Below are 12233 nucleotides of genomic sequence, written 5' to 3'. Positions count from 1 at the left end.
CGTGCGTCATCCTTCGGTGGGTACGGGGCGTTCGTCGCGTACGGAGATCCACGCGGGGGCGAGCGCCGGGGCGGGTTCGAGCGGGAGTACGTGCCGGACCGTGCCGTCGGCCGCGGGCGCGTCCCGCGGGGTGAATCCGGCGTCGGCGAGGAAGCGGGCGGCGGGTCCGTTGCGCCCGCTGTCGCGGAAGTCGGCCTCGATGCGGGTGGCTCCGGCGGCGCGGGCCGCGTCGGCGACGGCGGCCAGGACCGCGAACTCGATGCCGCGGGAGAAGACCCGGCAGCTCATCACCGCGTTCTGGACGATCCAGTGGTCAGGGTGCCGGGCGATCCAGAGCGCGCCGACGACCCCCTCGTCGCCGAACCGGTCGCGGACCGCGAAGCCGAGCACCTCGTGGTCGTCGGACCCGGCCATGCGCCGCGTCTCGGCCTCGGCGTGTGCGCTTCCCGTGAGGTTGAACTGGTTGGTGCGACCGCCCAGTTGGATGACCCGAGGCAGCAGGTAGGCGTCGGCCGCACGGACCGTGACCTCCAGGCCGAGGCCCTCCAGATAGTCGGCCGGTGAGGCCTGGCCCTGGCGTTCGGTCCACTCCCGGCGCTCCACCCTGGCGCGGTAGAGGTCGGTGCGCCGCGCGTCGGTGACGGTGGTGTCGAGGACGTCGAAGTACCCGCCGGCCAGAAGGGTGTTGACGTGCTGCGCGGGGTCCCCGGCCGCCCGGACGACCTCGACCTGGGGCAGCGTGCTGCGCACGAGGTCGCATTCGAAGGGCGAGTCGTCGAGGAAGACCATGCTGTCGAGGCCGATGTTGAGCTCGGCGGCGATGGCCCTGATGCTGCCGTCCTTGGCGTCCCAGTTCGCGTGCACGGAGACGAAGTCGTCGCGGCGCAGGACGAGTTCGGGGTGTTCTGTGAGAACGCGCGTCACGAGGCCGGGGTCGTTCTTGCTGGCGACCGCGAGCAGGACGCCCTGGCGGCGCAGGGCGAGGGCGGTGCGCTGGACCGCCGCGTAGGCGTTGCCGGGGTACATGGGTCCGATCTCGATGTTCTCCGGCCCGTCGTCGCCGAGCACCCCGCCCCACAGGGTGTTGTCGAGGTCGAGGACCAGGCACTTCTTGCCGAGCCCGGCCAGCGCGCGCCCGTATCCGGCGGCTTCCTGGGCGTACAGCCGCTCCACGGCCGGGGCCCACGCCATGCTCGCGAAGCGGAAGAGCCGCTCGTCGCGCAGGGGTGAGGGGCAGTCGGCGAGCAGGGTCTCCAGGTCGAGCGCGTCGACGGACGCGGTGCGCTCGGCGAGGTCGAGGAGGCGCAGGTTCAGCTCGCGCCACAGCCTGCCGATCCCGGCCCGGGACCGGTGGGAGGTGACCGTGCGGGGCCAGGCGGACGGGAGCGGGACGGTGTGCAGGAGGACGCTGCCGGCGGTCCGTCCGGCGAAGGCGGCGACGGCGGCGGTGTACCGCTCCGCGCGCTCGTCGACGGCGGCCGCGAGGCCCGCGAGGTCCATGGGGTCCCAGTCCCGCGGCAGGAAGACGTCCTCGTGGGCGAGGCAGAGCGTGAGGTCGGGGGCGAAGTCGTCGAGCGGCGAGCCGGGCCGCCCCAGGGCCATCAACTGCTGGTCGGGCGCCGTGAGATGGAACTCGGGGGCGATGCCGGCGGCGAGCAGGCCGACACGCAGCAGCGGCAGCACGTTGTCGGCCGTGAACGAGGGGACGACGGCGACGCGCAGGGGGCGCGGGGTGCGGCCCGGCGGCGTCACGAGCCTGGGGTCGAGCGCGGCGAGGTGCCGTCCCGCCTCTCGTACGAGGGTGATGTCCTGGCTGCGGGCCAGCTCGGCGAGGAGGGCGGGGTCAGGGGCCGCTTCGGGTCCGGCGAGGCGCCGCACCCGCTGGAGCAGGTCGTCCACAGCCAGCGTTTCCTTCCGGGTCGGTGATCTACGTCGGTGATCAACGTCGGTGGTCCAGGCCGGTGGCCCGTGTCGGTCAGACGCGCAGCAGGGTGCAGGTCCAGTGCATGCCGCTGCCCATGCTCAGGAGGGCCACCGTGTCGCCGGTGACGAGCTCTCCGGCAGCCAGCAGCCTTTCCAGGCTGATGAGTTGGTCGGCGGGGCCGAAGTGGCCGAGCTCCATGGCGACATCGGCGTTGGTGCGGTCGAGGGGGATGCCGAGTTCCTTGGCGAGTCCCTCGAAGGCCTTGCGGTTGTCGTGCAGGTAGAGGACGCGTTCGACGGACCCGACGGGCGTCCCGGTGCGCGCGCAGACCCGTTCGAGGACCTCGCGGTTGCGCGTGTTCACGAGGGTGGCGAACTCGTACGTGGCCCTGCCGTCACCCTCGAAGAAGGTGTCCATCCGGTCGACGACGCTCGCCACGGCCGGGCTCGCGGGGCTCCCGGGCGTGAAGGGACGGGCCGCTCCCCCGGTCTCCATACGCATGAAGTCGGCGTACCGGCCGTCGGTGAGGGTCTCGGTGGCGAGCCATGTGCACGCGTCGTGCCCGCGGCGCAGCACGACGGCCGCAGCGCCGTCCGAGGTCAGGGAGGTACCGCTGCCGGTGCGGTCCCAGTACGGCTCCGCCACCCGGCTCGCGGCGACGACGAGGGCCGTGCGATGGCCGGGATGGGTGGCGAACCGGCCGGCCACCGTGTCGAACGCGGTGACCCCGCCGCCGCAGGCCTGGCTCAGGAGCACGGCCTCCGCGCGGTGCGCCCCGAGCCGCCCCTGGAGGGCCGCGGCGGGGTCCCAGTACAGGTACTCGGCGATGTCGGGGATGGCGAGGACGACCAGGTCGACCTCGTCGGCGGCGACGCCGGCCCGGCGCAGCGCGGCAGCCGCGGCGCGGGCCGCCAGGTCGGTGAGGCCCACGCCGTCGTCGGCACGGTGGAAGCGGCGGTAGCCCCACGCCGCGAGCTTGCGGGCGTCGGCGCCCTCGTGGGCCACCAGCTCGTCCACGGTGACCGGGGCGCCCAGCGCGTGGCCCGAGGCCACGATCCCAAATGACATCCGTCGTTCCTCCCGGGAAGCGGACCGGGGCCTGTCCGAAGACTCCGCTCGGGCGGCCCCGGTCCGGTGTGCGCGGTGAACTGCTGCTCGTACGGCGGGTGTTACTGCTGTGACGCCGCCGCGCCGTTGATGTCCGAGGTGTCGACGGCGAACCGGCCGACGGCCCAGGCCATCGAGCGGCCGTTCTGGTCGAAGATCGTCTTGTTGACGTTGGCGAGCGCGTCGCAGGCCTGGTGGTAACAGGGGTCGAGCATCTGCCCGGCCGTGCCGCCGAACAGGTCCGCCCACTCCTGCGACTTCACGGTGTCCGCGCCGGCGTTGACGCCGCCCGCGGCTATGCCGGCCGTGATGAACGGCGAGTGGTCGGAGCGGCCGTCCAGGACGAGCGGCACGGTCGGCAGGTGACGGTCCGCGAAAAAGCCGTTGACGAGCTTGGAGATCTGCTCCGAGCCGGCCGGGGCGGGTCCGGTCGCGGTCTGGCCGTTGTAGACCTGGCGGGCGAAGTTCGGCGAACCGATCATCTCCAGATTCAGGTACAGCGCGGTCTGCCGGCGCTGCTCGGGCGTGAGCTGGTCGACGTAGAACTGCGAGCCGGACAGGCCCTTCTCCTCCGCGGACCACCAGGCGAACCGCACGCGGTTCTTGACGTGATTGCGGTGCGGGGCGAGCTTGAGCGCGGTCTCCAGGACCATCGCGGACGCGGCGCCGTTGTCGTTCGCGCCCGCCGTGGTGTCCACGGTGTCGAGGTGCGCGCCCATGACCACGGTGTTGTCGGCCCGGCCGGTCGGGGTGTCGGCCAGCAGGTTGTACGTCTTGGTCATCTTGTTGTTGCCGCGCAGGTCGAGGCGGAGCGAGACGGGACCCTTGGCGGCGTCGGCGCGCAGCGCCTCGGACTCGGCCCGCGACAGGGTGCCCGTGGGGATCCGGGCGTCGGTCGGCGGGACCATCCGGTAGCGCAGGTTGAGGTCGGGGTTGGGCGAGTTGACGTTCATGAGCATCGCCGAGGCGCCCAGCTCCGATAGGACCAGCTGCTTCTGCGTGATGAAGCAGTCGGTGCCCACGTCGACCAGGACGATCTTGCCCTTGACGTCGGTGCCCGCGTAGTCGTCGGCGCTGCAGCCGGTGCTCTTGCCGGACGGCTGCGCGAGGTCGGCGGTCAGGCCGCCGTCCGGCGTGGACACGGAGAACCGGGCGATGGTCGGGTGCAGGGTCCTGGCCTCGGGCGCCACGACGGAGCCCTGCTCGGACAGGATGTCGTAGTCGAGGAACTCGAACTCCTGCTTCTTGACCTGGTATCCGGCCTTGGTGAGCTCACGCGTGATGTAGGCGGCGCTCGCGTCGTAGCCGGGGGTACCCGAGACGCGGGTGCCGCCGTTGTCGAGGGTCGCCTTGTTGATCGCCTCGAGGTGGCGCCAGGCGCCAGGCCCGGTGACCTCGTCGGCCATCTTCCGGGCGAGGACGTCCGCGGGCATGCTGTCGGCGTCCGCCGCGTGCGCGGGGCCGTTCACTCCGAGGGGGAGCAGGGCCGCGCCGAGGGCGAGGGCGGCCAGGGGCCTGAGCCGGAAGAGTCTCTTCCGGGGTGTCGCGGTCATGGGATCGCTACTCCTAGCTGGATGGGCAAGAGTCCCTGTACGGGCCTGATCCCGTACCGGACGGATGAGGGCGGTCAGGTGCCGAGGGCCGCGCCGAACGCGTCCGCCAGGTCCTGGATCCGCGCGGCGGTGAACAACTCGCCGCTGAAGCGCCAGCGCACGGCCAGGCGGCCGTCGGCGAGGCTGGGGTAGACCTCGACGGGGCAGGGCCGTTCCATGTCGAACGGCCGGTCCCTTCCGACGAGTTCGGTGCGTACGCCGGTGAGGACGCCGTCCTCGTCGCCTGCCTGTCCGGCGTCCAGGAAGGCCGGGCGGCCCCAGAAGGAGAAGAGCACCCCGGGCACCCCGACGGCGCCGAGCGCGCGCCGCGCTCCCGGGTCCGGGTGGTGGTGGCGCAGCGCCTCGAAGCCGAAGCCGGCCCGTGGCACGGACCGCAGCTCCCGTGCGACGTACGCGGTGTGGTCGGCGGCGGCGCGGCGTCCGGGCAGGGCGAGCGCGAAGGGGTAGGTCGTGTTGAAGTAGCCCACGGTGCGGCCGAGGTCGACTCCCGCGTCCGCGCCGGCCGGGGCTCCCTCGGGGAACAGGTCCTCCCGCCCGTGCGCGACGAGCTGCACGGCGACCTCTCCGCCGCGTACGCCCAGCCAGTCCTGGAAGGCGGCGCCGAGCGCCGCGAGCAGACGTTCGTAAAGGGTGACGCCCTGACCCGCGGTGTCGGGCACGGGAAGGTCGGTGACCAGCTCCTGGGTGTTGCCCTCGACGCCCCGCGGGCCCGGTGGGACGGTCGCCCGCTGCGCGCCCTCGCCCCAGGTGCGGTCCAGCCAGTACGAGCCGTCCAGGGCGTCGAGGCGGTCGGTGACGTGGCGGGCCAGGCGGCGCGCCCAGTGGAAGTAGGAGGGACCCGCCGGGGCGAGCGCCCGGTCGTCGCCGTCACGCAGGAGCGCCGACAGTTCCTCGGTGAGGATGTTCCACGAGTAGAGGTCGACCACGACGTGGTGGACGACGAGGACGAGTTCGTCGGGCAGCCCGGCCGGGAGGCGGAACAGGCCCGCCCGGCAGACGGGTCCCTCCCGCAGGTCCAGGGACTCGTGCAGTTCGGTGGCGCGCGCGTCGACGGTCTCGGCGATGCGTCCGGCGTCCGCGCCGCGCAGGTCGAACTCGGTCACGGGCGGGGCCTCGGGCCCGGCCGACTGGCGCCACAGGCCCCCGTCCTCGCGCAGTCTGGCGCGCAGCACCGGGTGCCGCCGCGCGAGCGTCTCCAGGGCGCGCCCCACTTCGGCCGCGTCCAGGGGGCGGCGGGCGCGGTAGAGCACACCGTGGTTCCAGTAATCGGGCCTGGCGGCACCCCGCGCGAGGAACTCCAGCTGCGGCGGCGTGAGTTCGACGGGCTCGCTCTCGTCCGGGGCGTCGGCCGCGGTGTCGGCGGCCACGTGGTCCGGAAGTCCGGGAGCGGGTTCGGCGCGCGTCGTGCGGGCCGCGGCCGCCGCGACCGTACGCAGCTCCAGGACGGTCCTCGGCCGCAGGGCAAGGCCGCGGCGTCCTGCCTCCGAGGCGATCGCGATGGCGGTGATCGAGTCGCCGCCGAGGTCGAAGAAGTCGTCGGTGACCCCGACCCGGTCCCGTTTGAGGAACTGGGCCCAGAGTGCGGCGAGTTCGCGTTCGACGTGCGTGCGCGGGGCCACGTGTCCCGCGCCGCCGGCTTCGTCCGCTCCCTCTCCGGCTTCTCTTTCGCGGGCGCCGGTGACGTCGATCGCCCGCACCGGCGCGGGGCCGCCCGCCAGGTCCGCCGTCCGGGCACTCGTCCCCTGTTCGGCGACGGCCTCGAGCAGCGACCGGTAGGCGTCGAGCCAGCCCTCGATCGTCGTGGCGCGGAAGCGGTCGGGCGTGTACTGGACACCGGCCCGCGTCTCCTCGCCGTATTCGAGGACGGCGACGCTCACGGGGAAGGCCGGGGCGCCCTGGCCCACGTCGAGGAGTTCGACGGCCGGCCCGTCGGGCCCGAGGCGCCGCAGTGGCTCGACACCGCTGTTGAAGCCGAACATCGTGGCGGCGAGCGGCTCGGCCGAGCCGGGACGCGCGGTGCGGCGGATGCGGTCGGTGGGCAGGTCCTGGTGGGCGAGCGTGGCCAGCGAGGCGTCGCGCACCGCGGCGAGCAGCGCGGAGAACGGCTCGTCGGGCCGCACCCGCACGCGCAGCACCAGGGTGTTGGCGTAGTTGCCGACCACCGGTTCGTCCACCGGCGCGCGCCCCGCCGCCGGCACGGCCACCGTCACGTCCGTCTCTCCGGTGATGCGCCACAGCAAGGCCGCCCAGGCCGCGAGGAACACCATGTTGGACGTGGCGCGTTCGCGCCGGGCGAGCTCGCGCAGCCGCTCGGCGAGCCGGGGCGCGACGGGCAGTTCGCGGACGGCGGCGCCGGGGGCGGCCGCGTCCACCGGGTCCTCGGGCAGCGGCACGGGGCGGGAACCGCTGAGATAGCCGGACCAGAACGCCTCCAGGGTGCGCCCGGTCTCCTGCCCGAGGCGTTCGCGCTGTTCGGTCACGTGGTCGAGGTAGTGGCGGCCGGGCTCGGGGGCCTCCGGGGCCGTACCGGCCAGGTCCTCGAACAGGAGCCGCCACGACCAGCCGTCCACGAAGAGGTGGTGGTACGTGAGCAGCAGGACGTGCCGCTCGCCGTCGGCGAAGCGCGCGCGGATCAGCTGGTGGCGGGCCGCGGGCCGGCCGTACGGCGAGAGGGGTGCCGCGACGAGGGCGCGCAGCCGTTCGAGCAGGGCGCCCTCACCGCTGGACAGGGTGTGGTCCGAGAGGTCCGACTCGACGTGTTCCAGGACGGCTTCGGCGCCGTCGGCCGGCGCGACGCACTGCACGGGACCGTCCGGCGTGTCCCGCAGAAAGGCCCGCAGCATCGGGTGCCGGCGCACCAGCGTGGTGAGCCGGGCCGCGAGCGCCCGGGGGTCGGGCTCCCCGTCGAGGAGCAGCGCGGCCGGCACGTTGTACGCGCCCGACTCGGGGTCGAGCTGCTGCGCGGCCCAGATGGCGGTCTGCTGCCCGCACAGGGGGCCTTCGCGCACATCGCCGCCCCCCGCTCCCCGTGCCGTGCCTTCTTCCTGTCCGTCGTCCGGCCGGGGCGTCGCCGCCTGCGGGGCGGCCCCGGCCACGGCGTCCGCGAGGGAGCGCAGGTCGGGCAGGTCGAACAGGTCGAGGACCTCGAAGTCGGTGCCGAAGTGTGTGTTGATCCTGGCCACGAGCTGGGTGCCGTTCAGCGAGTTCCCGCCCGCGTCGAAGAAGTCGTCGTCCTCGCCGAGCCCCGGCTCCTTGAGGACGTCCCGGGCGAAGCCGAGCACGATGTCCGTGACACTGCCCCCGGCGGCCGTCGCCGGCTCGGCCGTCTCCGGCTCGGGTGCGTCCGGCGCGTCCGGGACCGCCGCCATGGCGGGCCAGCAGTGCTCCTCCGCCAGGGCCGCGACGGGCAGCGGGACGCGGCGCTCGGGCGGCCGCCCGAGCGCGGCCCGCCAGTCCACGGTGTGCCCGTGCGCGAAGGCCAGGGCCAGGGCCTGTACGGGGGTGGTGGCGACGGCCGTGACGGGCTGTCCGGCGAGGAGCCCGGACAGGGCGCTGCCGGGTGCCAGGTCGACGATCAGGGGGTGCTCCGTGAGCCCGGACAGGGCGCCGCGCAGGGCCTCGGGGTTGGGCGGCGCGGGCTCCGCGGGCGGGTCGCCGAGCGCGCCCATGGCCGTGGCCAGATCCGTCTCCTCCCGCAGTACGCGGGCCGCGTGGGCGCCGACGCCGTGGGCGAGTACCAGGGCGGGTGCGAGACCGGCCCGCGCGAGCATCGCGTGCCCGCCGACCTGCCGCACCAGCGTGCGCTGCGCCGCGTTCCACTCGCCCGCGGGCAGCGCCCGCCCGGCCTCCTCGTGGACGTCGGCGAACGCGGGGTGTCCGGCGGCGCAGGCACGCAGGTCCGCGACCGTGGTGGCGACCGTGTCGCCGAGTGCCACGACGAGGGGCGGCGTCGTGCCGGGCACGCGCGCCTGGGCGGGCCCGTGGAGTACGGCGTCCAGATGGCCGAGGAGTTCGGTGGTGTCGCGCGCCGTCCAGGCGTGCCGCAGCGGGAAGTGTTCGCGCGCCGCCGTGAGGACCTCGCCGGCCGCGGCCAGATCGAAGCCGGTGAGGTCGGCGGCGATCAGGTCACGCAGCCGGCGCACCTGGCGGTCGAGGCCCGACAGGTCGCGCGCGGAGAGCACGAAGGGGCGCTCGACGTTCGTGTACGGGGGTGGCGGCGGGGCGGCCGGCCCCTCCTCGACGACCAGGTGGGCGTTGGTGCCGCTGAGGCCGAAGCTGCTGATGCCCGCGCGGCGGGGGCCACGGCCGGTGGGCCACGGCTCGGCTGCGGCGGCGATCCGCAGGGTGTCCTCGGGCAGGGCGAGCAGCGGGTTCGCCTCGCGGAAGTGCGCGGTGGGGAAGATCTCGCCGGCCCTGAACTGGGCGATGACGCGCATCAGTCCGGCGAACGAGGCCATGGAGCCGAGGTGCCCGAGGTTTCCCTTGACCGAGGACACGGGCCGTACGCCGGTGGCGTCCCGCGCTGCGGCGAACGCGCCGGCGAGGCCCTGGATCTCGATGGGGTCGCCGATCTTCGTGGCCGTGCCGTGCGCCTCGACGTAGCCGATGGTCGCCGGGTCGACGCCCGCGTCCTGCCAGGCGGCGGTGATGACCTCGCTCTGCGCCGCGGGGCTGGGGGCGGTGAGGCCGGTGCTGCGTCCGGCGTCCTGGTTGACGGCGCTGCCGCGGACGACCGCGCAGATGGTGTCGCCGTCGCGCACAGCGTCCTCGTAGCGCTTGACCAGGACGAATCCGCCTCCTTCCCCGTAGGTCGTGCCGTCGGCCGCGCTGTCGAAGGGACGGCAGCGGTCGTCCGCCGACAGGACGCCGAGGCCGTCCGTGCCGGTGGTGCGGCGCGGCAGCGGGCCGAGGACGAGTTCGAAGCCGCCGACGAGGGCGAGGTCGCACTCGCCGCGCGCCAGCTTCCAGCGCGCCTCGTGCAGCGCGACGAGGAAGGACGAGCAGGACGTGTCGATGACCTCGGCGGGGCCGCGCAGGTCGAGGTGGTAGGCGACCCGGCCCGCCGCGTACGCGTGCAGACTGCCCGTCATCGCGGGCCCGGCACCCTGCTGCCCGGTGGGCAGGAGGTTGTACAGGCTCGGATGCGGGGCGCCGTAGCCGGCCACGAGGACCGCCGTGCCGCTGCCCGCCAGCTCGTCGGGCGCGTATCCGGCCTCTCCGAGTGCGCGCACGGCGAGTTGGAGCATGCGGCGCTGGCGCGGGTCGGTCAGCTCGGCGTCGGCCTTGGAGATGCCGAAGTAACGGTGGTCGAAGCCGGTGACGTCGTCGATCCAGCCGCCTTCGCGGTCGCTCGCGGTGCGCACGACGCCGGTGGACTCCGCGCGCTTCTGCGGGAGCCCGCGCATCGTGTCGCGGCCCTCGCGCAGCAGCGCGGTCAGCGTGTCCCAGTCGGCGCACTGGGGGAATTCGAAAGCCGCGCCGACGACGGCGAGCGCCGCTCCCTCTTCGATCGTGCCCATGGGTCCTGCCCCCTGTGAGTGTGGAAGGTCGAGCGGTCCGGACGGATTCAGGCGACGCGCACGTCGGGCTCGGCGCGGTTCGTGATGGCGCGGGCGTCGGGCAGCGCGAGGCACGCCAGGTTGGCCACGGCGACGAGTGCCGCGGTGACGAGGAGCGGCGCGGCGGACCCGGTGAGGGCGGCGACCGGCGCGGCGACGGCGAGCCCGAGCGGTCTGGCCGCGAAGGACAGCAGGGCGTCGTACGAGTCGGCCCTGGCCAGCGCGTGCGGCGGGAAGTGGCGCTGCATGGTGGTCTGCCACAGCGTGTTGAGGACACCGATGCCGAGCATGGCGATCCCGTAGGCGACCGCGTTCACCCACACGGCCAGCGGCACCGCGAACGTGATCATCGGGAGGGCGAACAGCGCGCCGCACACCGAGGTGACGACCAGGGGGCGCGTGGCCTTCAGGCGCGGGGCGACGAACGCGCCCGCCAGCATGCCAGCCATACCCGCCTGGTAGACGACGACCCAGGAGATCTCTCCGCCGAGCCGCTCGATGGCGATGAGTGGTCCGAGCGTCATGAGCACCCCGGCCGCGAGGTTGGAGACCCCGTGCCCGACGAGGTTGGTCCAGAACCAGGGGCGGCTGCGCACCTCCTGCCAGCCTTCGGCGAGTTCCCTGAAGAACGTCGGGGTGTGCGCCTTCGCCTCCCTGGGCTCGGTCCGCAGGCCGCCCAGGGTGACGGCGCCGACGCCGAAGACCAGCGCGGTGAACACGAAGGCCCAGCCCGCGCCGACGGCGACGACCAGGACACCCGCGATGCCGGGCCCCGCCACGAGGGCGAAGCCGCGGGCCACGCCGAGGTGGGCGTTGGCGCGCAGTCGTGCCTCCTGCGGAACGGTGGCGGCGACCAGCGGGGACATGGTCGGCGTACCGAAGGCGATGGCGGCGCCGGTGACTGCGGAGAGCGCCGCGAGGTCGCCGATCCGCACGGCACCGAGCAACAGCTCGGCGCCGATGGCGAGTTGGGCGATGCCGCGCACCAGGTCGGCGGCGAACGCCACCCGCTGGGCGGGGAAGCGGTCGGCGAGCACGCCGCCGACGGGCAGCAGCACGAGCTGGGGCACGAGTTCGGCGGCCAGCACGATCCCCAGGTCACCGGCGCTGCCCGTCGCCCTGATCACCGCGAGGGTGAGCGCCGTCGGCACGAGCGCCGTGGCCAGGAAGGACAGGGTGCGCCCGACGAGGAGGCGCCGGAAGCCGGGCACGCGGAACACGTCCACGTCATGCTGTGAACGCATCGGCCAGCCGTTCCATCAGAGCGTCGGGGGCCTTAAGGAAGTCGTAGTGCCCGCCGTCGAGTACGGGGAAGGCGACGCCGTCGGCGTACGCGTCCCAGCCCTTGAGCTCGTCGTGGGTGACCTCGGGGTCGTCGGACCAGTGCAGGACGGTGATGCCGAACGGCACCCGTACGGGCCGCTCCATTGCGTACACCCGGTTCGCGCCGAGGTCCTCGCGCAGCACGGCGAGGCCGAGCTCGATGAGCGCGGGGTGGGCGGTGCCGCCGCGGGAGACGGCGAGGAACTCCAGCTCGGCCTTCAGTTCGTCGTCCGTCATGCCGAGGAAGCGGTCGTGCGGGCAGTCGTGCGGCGCGACCTGCGCCGACACGAACACCGTTTCGGGCAGGGGCAGTTCACGCGCCGCGAGCAGCCGCGCCGTCTCGAACGCCGGCAGCGATCCCGCGCAGTGCCCGAAGAACGCGAAGGGCCGGTCGAGGTAGGGCGTCAGAGCCTCGACGAGGTGCCCGGCGAGCTCCTCGTACGTGCCGTAGTGCGGCTCGCGCATACGGTTCTCGCGGCCGGGCAGCTGGACCGCGCACACCTCGACGCCGTCGTCGGCGCCGAAGCGGGCGGGCCATGCGTTGAACATCGACGCGCCGACCCCGGAGTAGGGGAAGCAGAAGACGCGCGCCGCGGCGTCCTGCGACGGTTTCCTCAGCAGCCAGGGCGTGGTGGCCCTGACGCCGGCGGACACGGGATTCACAGACATACTCCACCTGTCTCGGTGTGCTTCGGGGGCTTGAGGCGG

At 73.9% G+C, this 12233-nt stretch carries 6 protein-coding genes; all 6 read right to left on the bottom strand.

Translation table 11 applies throughout. The features are described 5' to 3' along the window. Positions 1–6 precede the first annotated feature (6 nt). The 6 genes from ACWFR4_RS21865 to ACWFR4_RS21840 all read right to left on the bottom strand — a co-directional run bounded on the left by ACWFR4_RS21865 (position 7) and on the right by ACWFR4_RS21840 (position 12194). Positions 7–1899 (bottom strand): HAD-IIIC family phosphatase, encoded by a 1893-nt coding sequence (locus ACWFR4_RS21865; RefSeq protein WP_453654071.1) that lies wholly within the window; start codon positions 1897–1899, stop codon positions 7–9. Between the two features lie 76 nt (positions 1900–1975). After that, positions 1976–2992, bottom strand: coding sequence for a 3-oxoacyl-ACP synthase III family protein (locus ACWFR4_RS21860; RefSeq protein WP_453468230.1), 1017 nt, complete (start codon positions 2990–2992; stop codon positions 1976–1978). Positions 2993–3093: 101 nt separating this feature from the next. Then, positions 3094–4584, bottom strand: a complete 1491-nt coding sequence (locus ACWFR4_RS21855; protein ID WP_453468231.1) for a M28 family peptidase — start codon at positions 4582–4584, stop codon at positions 3094–3096. Between the two features lie 74 nt (positions 4585–4658). Continuing rightward, a complete protein-coding gene (locus tag ACWFR4_RS21850; RefSeq protein WP_453654069.1) occupies positions 4659–10163 on the bottom strand; it encodes a condensation domain-containing protein in 5505 nt (1834 codons plus the stop codon). Between the two features lie 47 nt (positions 10164–10210). After that, positions 10211–11446 (bottom strand): MFS transporter, encoded by a 1236-nt coding sequence (locus tag ACWFR4_RS21845; RefSeq protein WP_453465433.1) that lies wholly within the window; start codon positions 11444–11446, stop codon positions 10211–10213. Next, a complete protein-coding gene (locus ACWFR4_RS21840; protein ID WP_453465435.1) occupies positions 11430–12194 on the bottom strand; it encodes a thioesterase II family protein in 765 nt (254 codons plus the stop codon). Before ACWFR4_RS21840 ends, ACWFR4_RS21845 begins: the two co-directional genes overlap by 17 nt. Positions 12195–12233: the final 39 nt, after the last annotated feature.

Source organism: Streptomyces sp. NPDC055140 (assembly GCF_053607285.1).
This window is presented reverse-complemented; position numbering and strand designations above follow the sequence as displayed.

Excerpts from the sequence above, each read along its gene's own strand:
- ACWFR4_RS21860 (WP_453468230.1), bottom strand. The coding sequence starts at position 2,992 with ATGTCATTTGGGATCGTGGCCTCGGGCCACGCGCTGGGCGCCCCGGTC.
- ACWFR4_RS21855 (WP_453468231.1), bottom strand. The coding sequence starts at position 4,584 with ATGACCGCGACACCCCGGAAGAGACTCTTCCGGCTCAGGCCCCTGGCC.
- ACWFR4_RS21850 (WP_453654069.1), bottom strand. The coding sequence starts at position 10,163 with ATGGGCACGATCGAAGAGGGAGCGGCGCTCGCCGTCGTCGGCGCGGCT.
- ACWFR4_RS21845 (WP_453465433.1), bottom strand. The coding sequence starts at position 11,446 with ATGCGTTCACAGCATGACGTGGACGTGTTCCGCGTGCCCGGCTTCCGG.
- ACWFR4_RS21840 (WP_453465435.1), bottom strand. The coding sequence starts at position 12,194 with ATGTCTGTGAATCCCGTGTCCGCCGGCGTCAGGGCCACCACGCCCTGG.